General features: G+C 68.4%; 21 protein-coding genes. 10 read left to right on the top strand and 11 right to left on the bottom strand.

The window, feature by feature from the left end:
• Nucleotides 1-5 precede the first annotated feature (5 nt).
• Genes AB7E83_RS04640 through AB7E83_RS04610 form a run of 7 tightly spaced genes read right to left on the bottom strand, consistent with a single transcriptional unit; the run spans nt 6 to nt 7441 of the window.
• Entirely contained in the window at nt 6-395 is a 390-nt protein-coding gene (locus tag AB7E83_RS04640; protein ID WP_428565824.1) for a carboxymuconolactone decarboxylase family protein, read from the bottom strand.
• 2 nt (nt 396-397) lie between these two features.
• Nucleotides 398-1381 carry a Bug family tripartite tricarboxylate transporter substrate binding protein gene (locus AB7E83_RS04635; RefSeq protein ID WP_428565822.1) on the bottom strand — a complete coding sequence of 328 codons (984 nt, stop codon included), beginning with the start codon at nt 1379-1381 and terminating at the stop codon, nt 398-400.
• The gene (locus tag AB7E83_RS04630) at nt 1378-3036 is read right to left on the bottom strand and encodes a flavin-containing monooxygenase (protein ID WP_428565820.1); all 1659 of its coding nucleotides are present in this window, start codon (nt 3034-3036) and stop codon (nt 1378-1380) included. The genes AB7E83_RS04635 and AB7E83_RS04630 overlap by 4 nt, the downstream gene beginning before the upstream one ends.
• 39 nt (nt 3037-3075) lie before the next feature.
• Nucleotides 3076-3801, bottom strand: a complete 726-nt coding sequence (locus tag AB7E83_RS04625) for an enoyl-CoA hydratase/isomerase family protein (protein ID WP_428565818.1) — start codon at nt 3799-3801, stop codon at nt 3076-3078.
• Complete coding sequence (locus AB7E83_RS04620) at nt 3794-5005, bottom strand: CaiB/BaiF CoA transferase family protein (protein WP_428565817.1); 1212 nt, start codon at nt 5003-5005, stop codon at nt 3794-3796. Before AB7E83_RS04620 ends, AB7E83_RS04625 begins: the two co-directional genes overlap by 8 nt.
• 13 nt (nt 5006-5018) lie before the next feature.
• Nucleotides 5019-6527 (bottom strand): aldehyde dehydrogenase family protein, encoded by a 1509-nt coding sequence (locus AB7E83_RS04615; RefSeq protein WP_428565815.1) that lies wholly within the window; start codon nt 6525-6527, stop codon nt 5019-5021.
• Nucleotides 6524-7441 (bottom strand): NAD(P)-dependent oxidoreductase, encoded by a 918-nt coding sequence (locus AB7E83_RS04610; protein ID WP_428565813.1) that lies wholly within the window; start codon nt 7439-7441, stop codon nt 6524-6526. Before AB7E83_RS04610 ends, AB7E83_RS04615 begins: the two co-directional genes overlap by 4 nt.
• Before the next feature lie 90 nt (nt 7442-7531).
• On the opposite strand from AB7E83_RS04610, the gene AB7E83_RS04605 reads away from it, so the two are divergent.
• The 3 genes from AB7E83_RS04605 to AB7E83_RS04595 are packed head-to-tail and all read left to right on the top strand — an operon-like array spanning nt 7532 to nt 9780.
• Nucleotides 7532-8242, top strand: coding sequence for a GntR family transcriptional regulator (locus AB7E83_RS04605; protein ID WP_428565811.1), 711 nt, complete (start codon nt 7532-7534; stop codon nt 8240-8242).
• Between the two features lie 48 nt (nt 8243-8290).
• Complete coding sequence (locus AB7E83_RS04600) at nt 8291-9016, top strand: ABC transporter permease (protein ID WP_428565810.1); 726 nt, start codon at nt 8291-8293, stop codon at nt 9014-9016.
• Between the two features lie 20 nt (nt 9017-9036).
• The gene (locus AB7E83_RS04595; protein ID WP_428566157.1) at nt 9037-9780 is read left to right on the top strand and encodes a phosphate ABC transporter ATP-binding protein; all 744 of its coding nucleotides are present in this window, start codon (nt 9037-9039) and stop codon (nt 9778-9780) included.
• A 29-nt stretch (nt 9781-9809) separates the two neighbouring features.
• Here the strand turns inward: AB7E83_RS04595 and AB7E83_RS04590 are convergent, their stop codons facing one another.
• Entirely contained in the window at nt 9810-10388 is a 579-nt protein-coding gene (locus AB7E83_RS04590) for a hypothetical protein (RefSeq protein WP_428565808.1), read from the bottom strand.
• A gap of 203 nt (nt 10389-10591) precedes the next feature.
• Here AB7E83_RS04590 and AB7E83_RS04585 point away from each other — a divergent pair, with 203 nt between their 5' ends.
• The 7 genes from AB7E83_RS04585 to AB7E83_RS04555 all read left to right on the top strand — a co-directional run bounded on the left by AB7E83_RS04585 (nt 10592) and on the right by AB7E83_RS04555 (nt 18158).
• Nucleotides 10592-11065 (top strand): (2Fe-2S)-binding protein, encoded by a 474-nt coding sequence (locus AB7E83_RS04585; RefSeq protein ID WP_428565807.1) that lies wholly within the window; start codon nt 10592-10594, stop codon nt 11063-11065.
• Between the two features lie 27 nt (nt 11066-11092).
• Complete coding sequence (locus tag AB7E83_RS04580; RefSeq protein WP_428565805.1) at nt 11093-13465, top strand: xanthine dehydrogenase family protein molybdopterin-binding subunit; 2373 nt, start codon at nt 11093-11095, stop codon at nt 13463-13465.
• Nucleotides 13466-13487: 22 nt separating this feature from the next.
• Nucleotides 13488-14282 (top strand): FAD binding domain-containing protein, encoded by a 795-nt coding sequence (locus AB7E83_RS04575; RefSeq protein WP_428565803.1) that lies wholly within the window; start codon nt 13488-13490, stop codon nt 14280-14282.
• 97 nt (nt 14283-14379) lie between these two features.
• Nucleotides 14380-15273, top strand: coding sequence for an AAA family ATPase (locus AB7E83_RS04570; RefSeq protein WP_428565801.1), 894 nt, complete (start codon nt 14380-14382; stop codon nt 15271-15273).
• Between the two features lie 6 nt (nt 15274-15279).
• A complete protein-coding gene (locus tag AB7E83_RS04565) occupies nt 15280-16461 on the top strand; it encodes a vWA domain-containing protein (protein WP_428565799.1) in 1182 nt (393 codons plus the stop codon).
• 28 nt (nt 16462-16489) lie between these two features.
• A complete protein-coding gene (locus AB7E83_RS04560) occupies nt 16490-17071 on the top strand; it encodes a CoxG family protein (protein WP_428565797.1) in 582 nt (193 codons plus the stop codon).
• A 58-nt stretch (nt 17072-17129) separates the two neighbouring features.
• A complete protein-coding gene (locus AB7E83_RS04555) occupies nt 17130-18158 on the top strand; it encodes an XdhC family protein (protein ID WP_428565795.1) in 1029 nt (342 codons plus the stop codon).
• 93 nt (nt 18159-18251) lie between these two features.
• On the opposite strand, the gene AB7E83_RS04550 is transcribed toward AB7E83_RS04555, so the two are convergent.
• The 3 genes from AB7E83_RS04550 to AB7E83_RS04540 all read right to left on the bottom strand — a co-directional run bounded on the left by AB7E83_RS04550 (nt 18252) and on the right by AB7E83_RS04540 (nt 21126).
• Complete coding sequence (locus tag AB7E83_RS04550; protein ID WP_428565793.1) at nt 18252-19223, bottom strand: TRAP transporter substrate-binding protein; 972 nt, start codon at nt 19221-19223, stop codon at nt 18252-18254.
• A 105-nt stretch (nt 19224-19328) separates the two neighbouring features.
• Entirely contained in the window at nt 19329-20624 is a 1296-nt protein-coding gene (locus tag AB7E83_RS04545) for a TRAP transporter large permease (protein ID WP_428565791.1), read from the bottom strand.
• The gene (locus AB7E83_RS04540; protein WP_428565789.1) at nt 20617-21126 is read right to left on the bottom strand and encodes a TRAP transporter small permease; all 510 of its coding nucleotides are present in this window, start codon (nt 21124-21126) and stop codon (nt 20617-20619) included. Before AB7E83_RS04540 ends, AB7E83_RS04545 begins: the two co-directional genes overlap by 8 nt.
• Nucleotides 21127-21154: the final 28 nt, after the last annotated feature.

Genomic DNA, 21154 nt, shown 5'->3' with positions numbered 1-21154 from the left:
GCCCGTCAGCTTCCCTTGCTTTCCGCCTCGTACTCGCGCCAGACTTCCTTCGCGAGCCGCAGGCTGTCGTTCGCCGCCGGAACGCCGCAGTAGATCATCGCCTGCAGCATGATGTTGACGAAGTCCTCTTTCGTGACGCCATTGCGGATGGCCGCGCGCATGTGCAGCCGCAGCTCGTGCTCCCGACCGAGCGCGGTAAGCATGGCGAGATTCAGCATGCTGCGCGTCTTGCGCGGAAAGTCCGGGCGCGACCAGACGGCGCCCCAGGCGAATTCCGTCACAATCTGCTGGAATTCGTCGGTGAGGACGTTCTGCTCGAACGCGCGATGGACGTAGTCGGGTCCCAGGACTTCCTTGCGGGTGGCCAGGCCGGTTTCGAAGAGTTGCTTGTCCATGGTTACTCCGCCGCCTTGACCTTGCCGCTCTTCACGATTTCGGAGTAGCGCACCGTCAGGTCCGCGATGAAGGCGGCCCACTCCTGCTGCGTCCGGGTGTCCGGCACGGACCCCTTTTCGATCACCTGCTGCTGGAAAGCCGGGTCCAGAATGATCTGGCGGATGTCGTTGGAGACCTTCTGGACGATTTCCGGCGGCGTGGCCTTGGGCGCCATGACGCCGGAGAAGCCGACGCTGATGGTGCCGGGGAACTGCTCGTGGACGGTCGCCACCTCGGGAAACTGCGTGGCGCGCTTGTCGGAGAGACTCGCGATCACCTTCAGCCGGCCTTCCTTGATGTGCGGCAGCGTGGCCGCCATCGTGTCCACGCCCAGCTGGATGTGCCCGCCGATGAGGTCGTTCACGGCCATCGGGCTGCCCTTGTACGGCACCGGCACGATGTCCATGCCCGTGCGCAGCTTGACGAGCTCGCCCGCGAACTCGAGGCCGGTCGCGCTCACGCTCCAGGAGAGCTTGCCGGGCGCCCGCTTGGCCGCGGCCATCAGCTCGTTGAGGTTGTTGTACGGCGCATTGCGGTTCGCGACGATCAGCCAGGCCTGCGTGAAGACCGGCGCCACCGCGACGAAGTCGCGCTGCGTGTTGTACGGCAGCCTCGGGTAGAGCGCTTCGTTGATGACCGTGCTGCTCGTGGCGATGACGGTGAAGGTGTAGCCGTCGGGGGTCGCGTCCTTGCCGGCCATCATGCCTGGGATCGCGTTGCCGCCGCCGCGGTTTTCAACGACCACGCCCTGGCCCCAGCGCTGGGCCAGTCGCTCGGCGAGCATGCGGGTGATGATGTCGGTCGCCTGCCCAGCCGGGAAGGGGATGATGAGCTTCACCGGCCGATTGGGGTAGCCGGCGGCGCGGTCCTGCGCGGATGCGCCCAAAGGTGCCGCGAGCGAGGCCAGGGCAAAGCCCAGCAGCGTGAGTGATTTGAGCAGCTTCATGTCGTCGTCTCCGGAGTTGTCTGGGGGGCCTGTGCCTTCAGTGCGAAGCCTTCGTAGTTCTTCGCGGCGATGTCGTCGCAGATCTTTCGGTACTTGTCGAGGCCGGCGACGTAGGGCATGAACACGCGCGGCTTGCCGGGGATGTTCGCGCCGACGTACCAGGAATTCGCAAGCGGATAAAGCGTCGAGTCCGCGACCTGGTTGACGTGCTCGACCCACTGGTCTTCCTTCGCGACCTCGGGCTCGATCGCGACGACACCGCGCGCGCGCAGGTGCTGCAGGCAGTCGGCGATCCAGTCCACGTGCTGTTCGATGGACGAGACCATGTTCGTCTTGACCGACGGGCTGCCGGGGCCGGTGATGACGAACATGTTCGGAAAGCCCGCGGTCATGAGGCCGAGATACGTGCGCGGACCGTCCGCCCACTTCTCTCGCAACGATCGGCCGCCGCGGCCACGCACGTCCATGTCGAGCAGGGCGCCCGTCATCGCGTCGTAGCCGGTGGCGAACACGATCGTGTCGAGTTCGTACTCCTTCGTGCCCGTGCGCAGACCCTTCGCCGTCACCTCCACGATCGGATCGCTCTTCACGTCCACCAGCGTGACGTTGTCGCGGTTGAAGGTCTCGAAGTAGCCGTTGTCCAGGCAGAGGCGCTTGGTTCCGATGTAATGGTCGTTCGGCATCAGCAGCTTCGCGACCTCGGGGTCGCGCACGATGCCGCGGATCTTGTCGCGCACGAACTCGCAGGCGGTCTCGTTCGAGTCCTTGTTCACCAGCAGGTCGTTGTACGCGTACAGGAAGCTGATGTTGCCGCCGGTGTTCCACTTCTTCTCGTACACCGCGCGCCGTTCGTCCTCCTCCTCCTGCAGCGCCGACTTCGTCGGCGGCGCGTGGCCGGCGATGCCGAACGGCGTGCGCCGCGCCTCTTCGCGCCACTCCGCGTATTTCTTCTTGTGGGCCGCATCGGCCTCCGGCGTGAGCGGCCGGTTGATCGCGGGCACCGTGAAGTTGGCGGTGCGTTGGAAGACGTGCAGGTGCTTCGCCTGTTCGGCGATGAGCGGAATGGCCTGGATGCCCGAGGAACCCGTGCCGATCACGCCCACGCGCTTGCCGGCGAAGTCGACCCCTTCGTACGGCCACTGGCCGGTGTGGTGCCACTCCCCGCGGAAATTCTCGAGCCCCGGGAAGCGGGGCACGCGCGGCAGCGAGAGGTTGCCCGACGCCATCACGCACCAGCGCGCGGTGGCGCGATGGCCGGCGGCCGTCTCCACCGTCCACTGGCTGGAGGCATCGTCGAACGTCGCCGAGCTCACCCGTGCGTTCAGCACGATGTCGCGGTTCAGGTCGAAGCGCTCCGCGACGTGGTGGATGTAGCGCAGGATGTCGGCCTGCGCGGCGAAGCGCTCGGGCCACACCCACTCCTGTTGCAGCTTCTCGTCGAACGAATACGAGTATTCGAGGCTCTCCACGTCGCAGCGTGCGCCGGGATAGCGGTTCCAGAACCAGGTGCCGCCGATGCCGCTGCCGGCCTCGAAGACCTTGACCTTCAGGCCCAGCCCTCGCAGGCGATGCAGCGCGTAGAGGCCGGCGAAGCCGCCGCCGATGACGATGGCGTCCAGTTGTTCGGCGCCGTCCGGGGCTCTGGTGTTCGACATTGTTCGTGCTCCTCGATTTCGATTCGGTCGTGCGTTCGGTCAGGCGATGGCGCCCACGCGGCGAGCCAGTTCCTCGGACCGCAGCGAGCGCTCGTAGTCGTCGCGCTCGGCCGCGGCGTCCGGCGCGTTGCCGGCGATCGCGTTCATCTGCCGCTTCATCGATCGCACGGCCTGCGGCTCGCACGCGCCTATGGCCTCCACGTAACGGCTCACCGTCGGCGCGAGTTCGTCGCGGTCCACGAGTTCGGTGAGGAAGCCGATGCGCAGCATTTCCTCGTCGGCAATGGTCTGTGCGGTCAGAAAGAGACGCTTCGCCTGCGTCGGGCCGAGCTGCGTCGTGTAGCGGCGCAGGCCACCGGGGTAGTAGTGCAGGCCGAACTTCGCGGCCGGCATGAACATGCGCGAGCCACGCACGCCGATGCGGAAGTCGCAGCACAGCGCGAGGTCGGTGGCGCCGCCGTACACGCTGCCGTTGAGCGCGCAGATCGTGGGCAGCGGGAAGTCCTCGACCACGTCCAGCAGCTTCTCGAATCGCCCGTCGAGCGTCTGCACGATGGCCTGGATGGTGTAGCCGGAACTGAAGGTCTGCTCGCCGGTGCCGGTGAGCACCAGCGCGCGCGCCTCGCCCTCGTCGAGGACCGTGTCGAGGTGCCGGCGGATCACGTCGAGGTCGTCCGGGTCGAGCCGGTTGTGTTCGCGCGGGCGGCGCAGCCGGATCACGGCGGCGGCGCCTTCGCGGTGGAGGCCGGGCGGTTCGCTATGCATGAGGCGCCATTTCGTGTTGCTGGATCACGCCTTCGGCCGCGAGCTGGTCGAGATCGCCTTCCGCGAAGCCGAACTCGGCGAGGACTTCGCGGGTATGCTGTCCGAGCAGGGGCGGCGGCGTGCGCACGCACCCGTCCTGCAGCGCTTCCATGCGGATCGGCGTCGCGACCTGCTTGAGGGCGCCGACAACCGGATGCTCGATCTCCTCGACGAGCCCGCAATGCCGCACCTGCGGATCGTCGAAGACGTCGGCCAGGCCGTTGATGGGGCCGGCGGGAATGCCGAGCGCATTGAGCTCGCGGGTCCACTCCATGCGCGTGCGGGTCTTCAGCTTCGACTCGATCAGGTCCTTCAACGCGGCGCGATTGCGCATGCGCGCCGCGTTGTCGGCGAAGCGCGGATCGCCGGCGACATCGAGGCGCAGCAATTTGCACAGACGTGCCCACATGTCGGGCGTGGCGGGTGCGAGGTTGAGCGGGCCGTCGCTCGCCTCGTAGACGCCATAGGGCGCGATGACGGGGTGCTGGTTGCCGGCAACCCCGGGCACTTCGCCGAGGCTCAGGTAGCGCTGGCCCTGCACGCTGAGCAGGCCGACCAGGCTGGCGAGCAGCGAACCCTCGACCCGCTGGCCCCGCCCGCTCGTCCGGCGGCCGATGACGGCGGACAGGATCCCGATCGCCACCCACATCCCCGATGTGAGGTCGCCGATGGCGGTGCCCACGCGCGTGGGACCCGTTTCGTCCTGGCCCGTGATGCTCATGAAGCCCGAATACCCTTGCGCGATCTGGTCGAAGCCCGGCAAGGCGCCCAGCGGCCCGCCGCTGCCGAAGCCGCTGATGCTGCCCATGATCAGCTTCGGGTTGGCCGCGGCCAGGGCGTCCCAGCCTAGGCCCATGTCCTCCATGGTGCCGGGCTTGAAGTTCTCTAGGACGATGTCGACCTCGCCCGCCATGCGCCGCAGCAGTTGCAGACCGCGCGGGTCGCGGAAGTTGACCGCGATGCCTCGCTTGTTGCGGTTCGCGGAGAGGTAGTAGACGCTCGTGTCGTGGTCGAACGGACCCCAGCCGCGGATCATGTCGCCCGCGGGCGTGGGCTCGACCTTCACGACGTCCGCGCCGAGGTCGGCGAGCACCATCGAGCAGAACGGGCCGGACAGGGCGCGGGACAGGTCGAGGACGCGAAGTCCCGCCAGGGGCAGACTCAAGGTGCTTCTCCGGTCACTCGAAGTTGACGACGACGGTCTTCTTGTGCGTGAAGTGGTCGAGCATGGATTCGAGCGAGAGCTCCTTGCCCAGGCCCGACTGCTTCACGCCGCCGTAGGACAGGTTCGGTCCCGCAACCTGGTTCTGGTTGACCTGCACGATGCCGGCTTCGAGCCGGGCGCAGGCTTCCATCGCCAGCTTGAGGTCGTTCGTCCACACGGTGGCGGCGAGCCCGAAGTCTGAGTCGTTCGCCATCGCGATCGCCTCGTCGAAGGTGCCGAAGCGGATCACGCAGGCGACGGGGCCGAAGATCTCCTCCCGCGCGAGCGTGCTGTCGTTCGAGACGCCGGTCACGAGCGTCGGCTGCAGGTAGTAGCCGTGCGCGAGAGCCGCGTTCCCGGGCAGCGCCGAACAGGTGTGGAGCACGCAGGACGCATCTCGCTTCGCGAGGTCGATGTACGAGCGCACCTTGTCGAACTGGGCCTTCGAGATGATCGTGCCGACGTCGGTGGACTCTTCGAGCGGATCGCCGATGACGAGCTTGTCGGCGGCTGCCTTGAGCCGTGCGACGAACTCGTCGTGGATGCTCTCGTGCACGAACATGCGGCTCGCGGCCGTGCAGCTCTGGCCCTGGCGGGTGAAGCGCATGCCGGCCATCGCGCCCGCGACGGCCTTGTCGAGGTCCGCGTCGGCGAGAACGATCATCGGCGACTTTCCGCCGAGCTCCAGGGTCACCGGCACGAGCTTCTTCGCCGCGGCCTGGTAGATGATCCTGCCCGTCTCGACCGAGCCGGTGAACGACACCTTCTTCACGTCGGGGTGGCTCACGAGCGCCGCGCCCGTGCTCGGACCGTGACCGGAGACGACATTGAGCACGCCGGGGGGAAGCACGCTGCCGAGGATCTGGATCACGCGAAGCACGCCCAGCGGCGCTTCCTCCGCGGTCTTGACGACCACGGTGTTGCCGGCGGCCAGGGCGGGGGCGACCTTGAACGCCATCAGCATCAGCGGTGCGTTCCAGGGAATGATCGCGCCGACGACGCCGATGGGTTCGCGCACGGTGTACGTGAGCGCCCCGGCCTTCAGCGGAATCGTCTCGCCCTTGAGCTCGGGGGTGAGGCCGCCGAAGAAGGTGAAGACGTCGCTCGTGGCGAGCGCTTCGGGGCGGCATTCGGTACGCAGCGCCTTGCCGGTCTCGAGCGCGACGAGCCGTGCGAGTTCTTCGACGTGGCCGTTGAGCACACGCGCCGCTTCCGCGAGCAGCTTGCCGCGATCGCGTGCGCTCGTGCGGGCCCAGCTGCGCTGCGCCGCACGCGCCGCCTGCACCGCGGCGTCCACGTCGTCGGCCCCGGCTTCGGGCGCGCGACCGATTTCCAGGCCGGTCGCGGGGTTGTGGACCGCGAAGGTCTCGCGGCCGCCGGGCGCCGTGAAGTCGCCGTCCACATACATCCTGCCGCTGAGCATGCGGGCCAGGCCGTGCGGGTCGAGGTCGAACCGGCCGAGGTCGCGGGACGTGCTTGTCATCGCGCTGCTCCCGAGTCGTCGTTCGCGGCCTTGCCGAGTTGCACGCCGTTCCACGCCTCGAAGAGGTGGAGGATGGCCGAGAAGTCCTTCTTGCCGCCGCCCTGCGTCATGGCGTGCGACCACACCTGCTTCACGCTGTTGCCGAGCCACATCGAAACCTGGAGGTTTTCCGCTTCGTCGAGGCACAGGCGGACGTCCTTGTGCATCAGCTCCGTTCGGAAGCCGAAGTCGAAGGTGCGTTGCGGCACGGTCTGCGGAATGATCTTCTCGGTGGCGAAGCTTCGCCCGCTGCTCGCGTTGATCACTTCCAGCATCGTGTCGAGGCCGAGGCCGAGCCGCCGCCCGAGCACGAGCGCTTCCGAGGCTGCGGCCAGCGAGGTGGCCGCCAGGAGGTTGTTGATGAGCTTGAGCGACTGGCCGTGGCCGACTTCCTCTCCGACGTAGGTGAGCCGGCTGCCGATGGTGGTGAGCAGATCCTTCAGCGCGGAGAACGTGGCGCGATCGCCGGCCACCATGATCGCGAGCGTGCCGCTCGCGGCGGCGCCGACTCCGCCGCTCACCGGAGCGTCGATCGAACTCACGCCCTTCGCGTGCAGTGCAGTGGCGACTTCCGTCATGGTCTTCGCGCCGGAGGTGGAGAGGTCGACGTAGCGCTTCATCCGCGTTCCGTGGATCAGGCCCTTGTCGCCCAGCGCGACGGCGCGCACGCTGTCCGGCGTGGGCAGGCTGACCAGGACCGTCTCGGACGCGGAGGCAACTTCCATTGGCGTCGCCGCGGAGGTCGCGCCCTTCGCGACCAGGGTCCGAACCGCCGCTTCGTTCACGTCGCACACCACCACGCTGTGCCCCTGCGCCAGCAAGCGGCTGACTATGGGCTGGCCCATGGCCCCCAGGCCGACGAATCCGAGTTGCATCCGCTGTCTCCTGAAATTCAGCACACTATCTGTGAAATTTCAGTTTTCGTCTAGTGTATTTTCCATGACTCGCGTAAAGTACAAGAACTCATGCCATCGACTAAGAAAAGTGCAGTAACGCTCGTGCGCGAGGTCCTCGAGGACGAGATCAACAGCGGCGTGCGGCAGCCCGGGGAGCCGCTCGACGAGAACGAGCTGATGGAGCGCTTCGGCGTATCGCGCACACCGGTGCGAACCGCGGTGCTGCAACTGTCGATGCAGGGCCTGATCACGATCCTTCCGCGCTCGGGCACCTACGTGGCGCGAATGTCCGCGCGCGAATTGCTGGCGATGCTGGAGGTGCTGGCCGAGCTGGAGGCCGCGTGCGCGCGGCTTGCGACGCGCCGGTTCAGCCCGGCGGACCGGCGCAAGTTGAAGGCCCTGCACGAGGAGGCGCTGCCGGCCGCGCAGCGCGAGGACCACGAGGCGTACGAGCGCTACAACGCGCAATGGCACGGCATGCTCTATGCGGGCTGCCTGAATCCGTACCTGCGCGACCAGATCCTCACCATTCGCCGCCGCAGCAAAGTCTATCGGCGCAGCGTGTTCGAGGAGCCGAGCCGCATCCGCATCTCGTACGCCGACCACGGGCGGGTGACCGACGCCGTGATGGCCGGCGACCCGGAGGCGGCGGGGCGCGCGATGCTCGAGCACATCGCGGGTTCGACCCAGGATTTTCTGGAGGTTCTCGCCCGCATTCCCGGACTCGAGGACGGCCTGGTGCGCCGCAAGCCCGCGGCCGCTATGCACGGCGCTTCATAGCTCGAATTCCTGCTTTCGCGGGACGGCCGCGGTCCGTACCATCCCCGCGTGAACCAGTTCTTCGAAAGCGCAGCCGTCGCGCTGCAATTGATCGCCGGCGGCGACCCCGCCCTCGCCGCGATCGTCGGCCGCTCTCTCCTCGTCAGCAGCCTGGCCTGTCTCGTCGCCTGCACGGCGGGTCTGGCGCTCGGCGCATGGCTGGCCGTCGCGCGGTTCGAAGGGCGCGGCGCCGTGCTGACCGTGCTGAACACCTCGCTCGCGCTGCCCTCGGTCGTCGTCGGGCTCGTGTTCTACCTCCTGCTCTCGCGGTCGGGTCCGCTCGGCTTTCTTGGCTGGTTGTTCTCCGTCAAGGCGATGGTGCTCGCGCAGGCGGCGCTCGTGCTGCCCGTGTGCATGGCGCTCACGCGGCAGGTGGTGGAGGATGCGGAGAGGTCGCACGGCGAACAGTTGCGCTCGCTCGGCGCGGGTTCATTCCTGCGCGCCCTGCTGTTCGCGTGGGACGAACGCTTCGCCCTGCTCACGGTGCTGCTCGCGTGCTTCGGCCGTGCGATCTCCGAGGTGGGCGCGGTCATGATCGTCGGCGGCAACATCGACGGCTTCACGCGCGTGATGACGACGAGCATCGCGCTCGAGACGAGCAAGGGCGACCTGCCGCTCGCGCTCGCGCTGGGCATCGTGCTGCTCGCCGTCGTTCTTCTGCTGAACGCGGCCATCGCGCTCCTGGCGCGCTGGCGCGGCGCGGCGAACGATCGCACGGTGATGGCCGCCGCATGAGGCTCGATGCGGCAAACGCGATGCCGGGACGCGCGAAGTCGGAACAACCCGCAACCCCCGGCGCGGGCGATTCGCTCGTCGCGCTCGAGGACGTGGTCGTGCGATTCGGCCGGGTGGATGCCTTGCGCAGCGTGAACCTCCGCATCTCGGCAGGCGAGCGCGTGGGCTTCATCGGCGCCAACGGCAGCGGCAAGAGCACGCTGCTGCGCGTGCTCAACGGGCTGGTCGAGCCGATCGCGGGCTCGGTGCGGCGCGAGCGCGGGCTGCGCCAGGCGATGGTGTTCCAGCGCCCCTTCATGCTGCGAACGAGTGCGCTGAACAACGTGGCGCTGGGCCTGTGGCTGCGGGGATTTCCGTGGGAGGACGCGAAGCATTTCGCGCACGGCGCGCTCGAGCGCGTGCGGCTCGACGGCGTGGAGCACCGCAGCGCGCGGACGCTCTCCGGCGGCCAGCAGCAGCGCCTCGCGCTCGCGCGCGCCTGGGCGGTCAAGCCGGCGATGCTGCTGCTCGACGAGCCGACCTCGAGCCTCGATCCGCAGGCCAAGCGCGAGGTCGAGGCGCTGATGGGCGAGTTCGCGGACTCGGGCATGACGCTCGCGTTCGCAAGCCACAACCTGGGGCAGGTGAAGCGCCTGGCGTCCCGGGTCGTCTACCTCGAACACGGGCGCGTGCTGGCCGATCTGCCCGTCAAGGAGTTCTTCGACGGGCCGCTGGCGCAAGTGTCGCGCGAAGCGGATCTGTTCGTGAAGGGCGAGCTGGGCTGATCTTGCGCCGCGCCGCGCCGCGCCGCGCCTCAGCGCGGAAACGGCACGCTCGGCCCCGCATCGCGGTACGGCCCGGAGTCCGCCCCGATGTCGGCCAGCGACACCGGCCGGGAGCTGGACATGATGCTGCTGCTGTCCATCGCCGCGCGCGGCATCACCTGGTGAAGCAGTTCGCGCAGTTCGCCGAGTTGTCCGGTGGCATGCAGTTGCTCCGAGGAATGCATCCACAGGCCGCCGAAGTGGCTGAATTCCAGCAGCCAGGTGCTGCGCACGGCTTTTCGCACGCTGTGCTCGAGCAGGGGCAGCCCGAGCAGCGAGTGAACGCTCGACTGGCGCTGCCACTTCTCCATGCGCAGCATGCCGATGAAGACGTCGAAGCCGTCGGGCGCGCGGCCGAGGCGCCGCACGTCGACCGTGACGCAGGCGGGATCGATGCCCCACTTGCGCAACTGGAGGGCGATGACGTTCTTGTATTCAACCTCGAGGCCGCGGCCGGCGGCGCTGGAGTTGAAATCGCTGTCGGCCTCGCGCGCATCGCGCGTCGCGCGGGCGTGGCGCGTGCGCTTGGGGCGTGCGCGGCGCGCGAAGAGCTTCCTGAAGTCGAACATCGGCAAGCCTCGAGGGTGAGTGAATGGGAGACGGATGACGCTCGCACTGCACGCCGGCCCGCTGGAACAGGACGCGATTCTAGATCGGCCCCGGACGAGACAAAAGCTTTGGTGTTCATCGGGCCTCATTAGGGTTTCGCCTAGGGAGGGGGCCGGAAGCCCGTCCAACAATGCCCCTTCCAGACATTCGAGGAGAGCAGGACATGCGGGTCGAGCTGAAGGTCAACGGAAAGGCGCAGGCGCTCGACGTCGCGCCCAACACTTTGCTGGTGCAGGCGCTGCGGGAGCAACTGCGCCTGACGGGCACCCACGTGGGCTGCGACACCGCCCAGTGCGGCGCCTGCACCGTGCTCGTGAACGGGCGCGCCGTCAAGTCGTGCAACACGCTTGCCGCGCAGCACCCCGGCGCGGAAATCACCACCATCGAAGGCCTGGCCGCGGCCGACGGCACGCTGCACCCGATGCAGGCCGCGTTCAAGGATTGCCACGGACTGCAATGCGGCTTCTGCACGCCGGGCATGGTGATGAGCGCGCTCGACCTGTGCAAGCGCCATCCGAATGCGAGCGAGTCCGAGGTGCGCGAGCAGCTCGAAGGCAACCTGTGCCGCTGCACGGGCTACCAGAACATCGTCAAGGCCGTGCGGCAGGGCGCCGCGGCCATGGCGTCCCAACCCTGAACGACCACGAGCGAAGGAGAAGCCAACATGGGTGCATCCGATTTCGCGAAGCTGCCGCACATCGGCGAGGCCTTGCGCCGCAAGGAGGACTACCGCTTCCTCACCGGCGCCGGGCAGTACACGGACGACATCAACCTTGCCCACCAGCGTTTCGCGGTGTTCGTGCGCTCGCCGCACGCGCACGCGGCCATCCGCGCGATCGACGTCGCGAAGGCCGAGGCGATGCCGGGCGTGGCGAAGGTCTTCACCGGCAAGGACATCGAGGGCAAGATGGGCGGGCTGCCCTGCGGCTGGCTCATCACGAGCGTCGACGGCCAGCCGATGAAGGAGCCGCCGCATCCGGTGCTCGCGCAGGGCAAGGTGCGCTACGTCGGCGACCCCGTGGCGATGGTCGTCGCGGACACGCTGGAGCAGGCGCGCAACGCGGCCGAGGCGGTGGACGTGGAGTACGACCCGCTGCCGGCGGTGATCGACATGCGGCAGGCCGCGAAGGGTGCGGCGCTGCACGACATCGCGCCGGACAACCATTGCTACAAATGGGCCATCGGCGACAAGGCGAAGGTCGATGAGGCGTTCGCGCGCGCGGCGCACGTGACGAAGATCGATCTGCACAACAACCGGCTCGTGCCCAATGCGCTGGAGCCGCGCGCGGCCATCGGCGCGTTCAACCGCGCGACCGACGAGTACACGCTCTACGTCGCCAACCAGAACCCGCACGTCGAGCGGCTGCTGATGACGGCCTTCGTGCTCGGCCTGCCCGAGCACAAGGTGCGCGTGATCGCGCCCGACGTCGGCGGAGGCTTCGGCTCCAAGATCTTCCTGTATGGGGAGGACGTCGCGCTCACCTGGGGCGCGAAGCAGCTCAACTGCGCGATCAAGTGGACGGCGGACCGCGGCGAGTCTTTCGTGTCCGACGCGCACGGGCGCGACCACCTCACGCATGCGGAGATGGCGCTCGACGCCAGCGGCAAGTTCCTCGCGCTGCGCGTGAAGACCGATGCGAACCTCGGCGCGTATCTGTCCACGTTCTCGACGGCCGTGCCGACCATCCTGTATGCGACGCTGCTGGCGGGCCAGTACACGACGCCGCAGGTCTACGTGGAGGTCGACGCGTGGTTCACCAACACGGCGCCGGTCGATGCGTACCGGGGCGCGGGCCGGCCCGAGGCGACCTACGTGCTCGAGCGGCTCGTGTCGCGCTGCGCGTGGGAGCTGGGCATCGGCCAGGACGAGATCCGCAGGCGCAACTTCATCACCACGTTCCCGTACCAGACGCCCGTGGCGCTGCAGTACGACACCGGCGACTATCCCGCCGCGATGGCCCGCGCGCAGGAACTCGCGGAGGTCGCGGGATTCGATGCGCGCCGCAAGGCGAGCGAGGCGAAGGGGCTCAGGCGCGGCATCGGCTACAGCAGCTACATCGAGGCCTGCGGCATCGCGCCGTCGAACATCGCGGGCGCGCTCGGCGCGCGCGCGGGATTGTTCGAATGCGGCGAGATCCGCGTGCATCCGACCGGCTGCGTGACGGTGTTCACCGGCTCGCACAGCCACGGCCAGGGGCACGAGACCACGTTCGCGCAGGTCGTCGCGGCGCGGCTGGGCATCGCGGTCGAGGCGGTCGACGTCGTGCATGGCGACACGGGCCGCGTCCCCTTCGGCATGGGGACTTATGGATCGCGCTCCATCAGCGTGGGTGGCGCGGCCATCATGAAGGCGCTCGACAAGATCGAGAACAAGGCGAAGAAGATCGCGGCGCACCTGATGGAAGCGGGCGAGGGCGACGTCGAGTTCTCGGGCGGCGAGTTCCGCATCAAGGGCACCGACAAGAAGGTGACATTCGGCCAGGTCGCGCTCACGGCCTACGTGCCGCACAACTACCCGCTCGACAAGCTGGAGCCGGGCCTGAACGAAACCGCGTTCTACGACCCGACCAACTTCACCTTTCCGGCGGGCACCTACATCTGCGAAGTGGAAGTGGACCCGGCGACCGGCACGACGCGCATCGACCGCTTCACCGCGGTCGACGACTTCGGCACCATCATCAACCCGATGATCGTCGAGGGGCAGGTGCATGGCGGACTCGTGCAGGGCATCGGGCAGGCGCTGCTCGAGAACTGCGTGTACGACCCCGACAGCGGGCAACTGCTCACGGGTTCGTTCATGGACTATGCGATGCCGCGCGCGGACGACCTGCCGCCGTTCCGGCTCGACACGATCTGCACGCCGTGTACGCACAACCCGCTGGGCACGAAGGGCTGCGGCGAGGCGGGCGCCATCGGCTCGCCGCCGGCCGTCATCAACGCCGTGCTGGACGCGCTGCGCGACCTCGGCGTGAACGAGCTCGACATGCCGGCGTCGCCGGCGCGGGTTTGGGACGCGATCCAGAAGGCCCGGCCCTGAGTTCAGAGGAGGAACGACCACCATGTATCAATTCACTTTCGAACGGCCGGCGAACCTCGCCGATGCGGCGAAGCAGGCGGCGGCGGGCAGCGCCAAGGTGCTCGCGGGCGGACAGACCCTGCTGGCCTCGATGAAGCTGCGGCTCGCGAACCCCGAAACGCTGGTCGATCTCGGCGGCATCGCCGAACTCGCGGGCGTGAAGCGCGAGGGCAACGCGCTCGTCGTTGGCGCGATGACGCGGCACGAGGACGTCGCGTCCAACCCCGACGTGCGGTCCGCGATTCCGGCCCTGGCCGCGCTGGCCGGCGGCATCGGCGACCGGCAGGTGCGCGCGATGGGGACGATCGGCGGCTCGGTCGCCAACAACGACCCGGCCGCGTGCTATCCGGCGGGCCTGCTGGCGTTGAACGCGACCGTGCGGACGAACCAGCGCACCATCGCGGCGGACGACTTCTTCCAGGGCATGTTCGCGACCGCGCTGAAGGACGGCGAGCTGATCACGGCGGTGAGCTTCCCGATCGTGAAGCGCGCGGCGTACATGAAATTCCGGCAGCCCGCGTCGCGCTTCGCGCTTATCGGCGTCTTCGTCGCGCAGACGGATGCCGGCGTGCGCGTCGCGGTGACGGGCGGCGGCAATGGCGTGTTCCGTCATCGGGAGCTGGAAGCGGCGCTCGCGAAGAGCTTCACGCCCGAGGCGGCCGCTTCCGTGCGTGTCGATGGCAGCAACCTGTCGAGCGACCTGCACGCCAGCGCGGCCTACCGCGCGAACCTGATCGGGGTGATGACGCAGCGCGCGGTGGCGAAGGCGCTGGGTTGAGGGGTATGCTGGAGTCCGCTGCGCTCGCCTTTCGCGCGAGCGCGCCCCGGGCGCCCACCGTTTAGGGCCCAGGCGCGCGCAGCGAACCCCCAGCACCATGTTCGCGACCATCGACGCCCTCCAGACCGAACTCGAACAGGCCGGCTACTTCGCCGACCGCCGTCTTGCCACGGCCGTTTTCCTCGCGCTCAAGCTGCAGCGTCCGCTGCTGCTCGAGGGCGAACCGGGCGTCGGCAAGACCGAGCTCGCCAAGGCGCTGTCGACAGCGCTGCAACGCGAATTGCTGCGGCTGCAGTGCTACGACGGACTCGAGCTGCGCGAGGCGCTCTACGAGTGGAACTACGCCGCGCAGTTGCTGCACATGCGCGCCGTGGAGGGCACCGAGACCGCCGAGCAGATCGAGCGCGAGGTCTACCAGCCGCGCTACCTGATCCGCCGGCCGCTTCTGCAGGCGCTGCAGACGCCCGAGCCCGGCGCGGTGCTGCTGATCGACGAGGTCGACCGTGCCGACGAGCCCTTCGAAGCTTTCCTGCTCGAGTACCTGGGCGAATACCAGGTGAGCATTCCCGAGATCGGCACGATCCGCGCCGTGGCCGCGCCGGTGACGATCCTCACCAGCAACCGCACGCGCGAGTTGAACGACGCCGTGAAGCGGCGCTGCCTCTATCACTGGCTCGAGTACCCGGATCGGGAACGCGAACTCGCCATCGTGCGCGCGCGCGTGCCCGAGGCGAGCGATGCCTTGTCGCGGCAGGTGGCGCAGTTCGTCGGCCGGCTGCGCAGCGAGCCCTTCGCGAACGCATTCCAGCGCGCGCCCGGCATCGCCGAGAGCGTGGAGTGGGCCAAGGCGCTGGTGGCGCTGGACACGCTGCAGATCGATCCCGAGGTGGTCGCGGATACGGCGGGCATTCTCTTCAAGCAGCGGGAGGATGTGGCGGCGCTGACGAAGGAAATGGCCGTGGATCTGCTGAAGCCGGAGGAAGTCCAGTGAACCCGCATGCAGCTCGGTGACGCGCGCACCGGCAAACTCGCGGACAACATCGCGGGTTTCGGCCGCACCCTTCGCCGCGCGGGCGTGCGCATCGACAGCTCGCGCATCGCGCTTGCGCAGGAGGCCGCGCGGTGGCTCGACATCGGACGGCGCGAGGACGTCTCGGCCGCGTTCGAGGCGGTGATGATCAGCCGCGAGCAGGACCGCGCCGTCTTTCGCGAACTGTTCGACGCCTACTTCCGCGATCCCGAGCTCGCGCACAAATTGCTCGCGCAACTGCTGCCGGCCGCCGAGAGCAAGGGCGAGGCCCGCAAGCGCCGCCCGCGCGTGAACGACGCGCTGTCGCCGCAGCGGGCATTCGGCGGCCAGGCGGCCAGGCCGAAGGAAGAAGAGATCCAGCGCGACGCCGCGATGACGGCGAGCGAGGTCGAACGCCTGAAGCACGCCGACTTCAACTCGCTCGGCGCGGGCGAATACCGGCTGGTGGAGCGCCTCGCGCGCGACGTGCCCCTGGCCGTCCCGACGTTCGCCGCACGGCGCAGCCGGCCCGGCGCGCGCGGCGCGCAACTGCACTGGTCGCGCACGCTGCGGCAGGCGTCGCGCACCGGCGGCGAACTGCTGCTGCTGCGCCGCCTGGAGCGACGCAAGGAGAGCCTGCCGCTGCTGGTGCTGGTCGACGTGTCGGGTTCGATGGAGCGCTACGCGCGGCTGCTGCTGGCCTTCCTGCACGCGGCGACGCGCGAGGTGCGGCGCCGCGACGTGTTCGCGTTCGGCACGCATCTCACGGACCTGACGCCCGCGTTCAAGCTGGCCGACACCGACGCCATGCTCGCCGCGTCCGCCGAAGCGATCCGGGACTATGCGGGCGGCACGCGGCTAGGCGAATCGTTGCGGACCTTGCGCGAACTGCATGCGAGGCGGCTCGTGGGACGGCGCACCCTGGTGCTGATCGTGAGCGATGGCCTCGACACCGGCGAGCCCGAACTGCTCTCGCGGGAGCTCGCCTGGCTGGTGCGACGCTCGCGCCGCCTGCTCTGGTTGAATCCGCTACTGCGCTTCGATGCGTATTCTCCGGTGGCCCGCGGGGCCGCGGTGCTGCATCGGCATGCGCACGGCATGCTGGCGGTTCACAATCTCGCCAGGCTGCAGGAACTGGCGGCTGGCCTGGCCGCGGTGATGAAGACCTGAAGACCCATCAATCAAGGGAAGAAGAAACATGGACATGGAAGGGCGCCGCCACCTGGCGGTCACGCAGCAGCAGGCCTGGGACGCGCTGAACGACCCGGAGGTGCTGAAGGCCTGCATCCCCGGCTGCGACCGCGTCGAGGCGACGGGCGAGAACCAGTACGCGGTGGGCGTGGCCGTGCGCATCGGACCCGTGGCGGCCAAGTTCAACGGACGCATCACGCTCAGCAACGTGCAGGCGCCCAACAGCTACACGATCACTTTCGACGGGCAGGGCGGCCCGGCCGGCTTTGGCAAGGGCACCGCGGACGTGTCGCTGTCGCCGCCGGAAGAGGGCGCGGGCTGCGAACTCGCGTACAAGGTCAACGCGCAGGTCGGCGGCAAGATCGCGCAGGTGGGCCAGCGGCTGGTGGACGGCGTCGCGAAGTCGATGGCCGAGGACTTTTTCAAGCGTTTCGACGACGAGATGCAGCGCCGCCACCCGGTCGCCTTCGTCGCGGACAGCAAGCTCGTGCGCGACGAGCCGACGGTGCCCCGGGGCGGCGTGCCGTGGTGGGCCTGGGCGGCGGGCGTCGTCGTCGTCGCGGTCATCGTGATGCTGGTGCGGCGATGATGCGCGGCGCGCCGGATCATCGTCTCGCGACGCCTCTCGCGCGTCGCTGAAGCAGGCCATGGAGAACCTCGACGTCACGGTGCTGCGCGCGGTGCGCGACTGGCGGCTGGCGGGCAAGCGCGCGCTGCTTGCGACCGTCGTGCGCACCTGGGGCTCGTCGCCGCGCCCGGTCGGCTCCATCATGGCTCTGTGCGAGGACGGCGCCGTGACCGGGTCGGTCTCCGGCGGCTGCATCGAGGACGACTTGATCCACCGCTACACGCAGGCGTATGCACGCGAGGAATCGGGCCACGAAATTCCCATGGGCCCGCCCGCGTTCGTGAAGTACGGCGTGACGGCGGACGAGGCGCACCGCTTCGGTTTGCCGTGCGGCGGCACGCTGGAGCTGATGCTGGAGTTCGACCCCGATGCAGCCTCGCTCGCCGAACTGGTGGCGCAGCTGGAGCAGGGGCGTCTGATGCGCCGGCGCGTGCGCCTGGCCGATGGCGTCGTGACGCTCGAAGCCGCGTCGTCGCCGCAGGAGCTGACGCTGGGCGCGGCCGAACTCGTCAACACCTTTGGCCCCGAGTACCGCATGCTGCTGATCGGCGCGGGGCAACTCGCGGAGTACCTGGCCACGATGGCCTTGTTCAACGGCTTCGCGGTCACGGTGTGCGACCCGCGCGAAGAGTATCGGGGAGCGTGGAGCGTGCCGGCGGCGAAGGTGGTGACCGACATGCCCGACGACACCGTGCTGGCCTTCAGGCCCGACCGGCGCAGCTGCGTGATCGCGCTCACGCACGACCCGAAGCTCGACGACCTGGCCCTGCTCGAAGCGCTCAAGTCCGAAGCTTTCTACGTCGGCGCCATCGGCAGCCGCCGCAACAACGAGGCGCGGCATGCGCGCATGAAGGAACACTTCGGCGAGACCGACGCGAGCCTCGCGCGCCTGCGCGGCCCGATCGGCATCTACATCGGCAGCAAGATGCCCTCGGAAATCGCGGTGAGCATCATGGCCGAAGTCCTCGCCGTGAAGAACGCCGTGCAACTCCCGCGCGACATGGAAGTCGCCGCCGCCAAGAATAAATTGGGGTCAGATTCCAATTAAACATAGAATAAATTGGGGTCAGATTCCAATTAAACATTGGCGTACCTAGTACGCCGATTAATTGGAATCTGACCCCAATTAGTTTTTTTCAGCTCAGAGCTTGCGGTAGGCGTCGACCAGCTGCTGGCCTTCGGGGCCGGCTTTCTCCAGCCACTCCTTGAGCATCGTGTCGCCGATCTTCTTCATGTCGGCCTTCAGGGTGGCAGACGGCGCGATGATGCTCATGCCGTTGGCCTTGAGCTTGTCGAGCGTCTCGGCGTTCGCCTTGCGGCTGTTCGCCCAGCCGCGCGCCTCGGCGCTGGCGCCGGCCTTGAGCAGCGCGTCCTGCGTGGCCTTGTCGAGCGCGTTGAACGCGGCGCGGTTCACGATCACCGCGTTCTTGGGCAGCCAGGCCTGCGTGTCGTACCAGTTCTTGATGTGCTCGAAGGTCTTGGTGTCGAAGCCGGTGGAGCCCGAGGACATGTACGAGTCGACGACGCCGGTGGCCATGGCCTGGGAGAGCTCGGCGGCCTGCACGGTGACGGGCTGCGCACCCACGAGCTCGGCGATGCGCGCCGTGGCGGGGCTGTAGGCGCGCCACTTCAGCCCCTTCATGTCGGCGGCCGAGTTGAGGGTGCGCTTGGTGTAGATGCCCTGCGGCGGCCAGGCCACGGCGTACAGCACCATCATGCCTTGCTCGCCAAGCTTCTTCTCGATCAGCGGCTTCTGCGCGCGCCAGAGCTTCATCGCGGCGTCGTAGCTGTCGGCGAGGAAGGGCAGGCCGTCCGCGCCGAAGATCTGCCACTCGTTCTGGAAGTTCACGAGCAGGATTTCGCCGATCTGCGCCTGCCCGCCCTGGACCGCGCGCTTGATCTCGGGCGCCTTGAAGAGCGATGCGTTCGCATGCACCTGGATCTTGAGCTTGCCGCCGGTGGCCTTGTCCACGTCGCTGGCGAACTGCGTGAGGTTTTCGGTGTGGAAGTTGGACGCCGGGTAGGCGGCCGGGAGATCCCACTTGGTCTGGGCGGAGACCTGGGCGCAGAACGCCAGGGCAGCGGCGGCGTGGAAGGCGAACTTGAGTTTCATCGCGGCTCCGGGAAAAGGGGGTTGTGATGGCGACCCAGAATACGTGCAATGACCGTGCCCGCGGATGCGGTGTTACCCCTGTCGCCCGCGCGACGCGGGCCGCGTCTACATCTTCGACGGCAGCCAGGTCGCGATCTGCGGGAAGAACCAGAGCAGCAGCACCATCGCGCACATCAGGAAGAAGAACGGCATGGTGACGCGGGCGATCCAGGGCATCTGCCTGCCCGTCATGCCCTGGAGCACGAAGAGATTGAAGCCCACGGGCGGGGTGATCTGCGCCATCTCCACGACGATCACGATGAAGACGCCGAACCAGATCATGTCGAAGCCGGCCGCCTGCACCGTCGGCAGGATGACGCCCATGGTGAGGACGACCATCGAGATGCCGTCGAGGAAGCAGCCCAGGAGGACGTAGAAGGCGGCGAGCGCGACCATCAGCATGAAGGGCGACAGGCCCAGCGACGAGATGAAGGCCGCGAGGTTGCGCGGCAGGCCGATGTAGCCCATGGCGAGCGTGAGGAAGGCGGCGCCCGCGAGGATGAGGGCGATCATGCAGTAGAGCCGCGTGGCGCCGAGCAGCGACTCGCGGAACGTGGCCCGGGTGAGCGAGCCCTGTGCCGCCGACAGCACGAGTGCGCCGACGACGCCCACCGCGGCGGCCTCGGTGGCCGTCGCGATGCCCGCGTAGATCGAGCCGAGCACGCCGCCGATCAGCAACATGACCGGGATCAGGTGGCGCGACTCGGCGAGCTTCGCGGCAAAGGTCATCGGCGCATCGGGCGGCGGAATGCGGTCGCGATTGAGCATCGCCCACACCGCGATGTAGCCGGAGAACAGCGCGGCGAGGACCATGCCCGGGAAGATGCCGGCGACGAAGAGGCGCGCGATTGACACGTCCGCCGTCACGCCGTAGACGATCATGATGATCGACGGCGGGATCAGCAGGCCCAGCGTGCCCGCGCCCGCGAGGGAGCCGACGGTGATGTCCTCCGGGTAGCCGCGCTTGGCGAGTTCGGGCAGCGACATCTTCCCGATGGTGGCGCAGGTGGCGGCCGACGAGCCCGACACGGCCGCGAAGATCGTGCAGCCGATCACGTTGGTGTGCAGCAGTCGCCCGGGCAGGCGGTCGACCCAGGGCGCGAGGCCGCGGAACATCGACTCCGACAGCCGCGTGCGGAACAGGATTTCCCCCATCCAGATGAAGAGCGGCAAGGCGGTCAGCGTCCAGCTCGATGCGGCGCCCCAGACGGTGACCGCCATCGCGTCGCCGGCCGGCCGGGACGAGAACAGTTCCATCCCGATCCAGGCCACGCCGGCGAGCGTCAGCCCGATCCAGACGCCGGAGCCCAGGAGGGCGAAGAGCGCCACGACCAGCAGCGTGGTGATCGCGACGTCACTCATTGCGCAGCGCCTCCTGCGAGCCGACGGTGCTTCGCAAGCCGCGCCATTCGAGCAACCACTCGTCCACCAGGGCCACGAGCAGGATCACGGTGCCGAGCGCCATCGCGAGCTGGGGAATCCACAGCGGGGTGGCGTCGCTGCTCGTCGAGATGTCGTTGAGCTGGCGCGACACCCAGGCGAGACGCACGGCGTAGAAGGCGAACAGCGCCGCCAGCAGCACGCCGGCCGTGAGCGCCCAGAGTTCGAGTGCGCGCTTCGCCCCGCCTTGCAGGTGGGAGACGAGCAGCGTGACGCGGATGTGCTCGTTGCGCTTCAGCGTGTGGGCGAGCGCGAGGAAGCCCGCCGCCGCCATGGCATAGCCCGCGTACGCGTCGGTGCCGGGCACATGGAAGCCGAACTGCCGGCTCACGATGGACAGCAGCACCATCGCCAGCACGCCGATCATCGCAAGGGCCGCGAGCCACGCCGCCCCGTCGTAGAGCGCATCCAGGTACCGCCGCATCGTCGCCCGTCCTCGTTGGTTCGGTGGG

Source organism: Ramlibacter sp. (genome assembly GCF_050250995.1).
GTDB lineage: Bacteria > Pseudomonadota > Gammaproteobacteria > Burkholderiales > Burkholderiaceae_C > Ramlibacter.
This window is presented reverse-complemented; position numbering and strand designations above follow the sequence as displayed.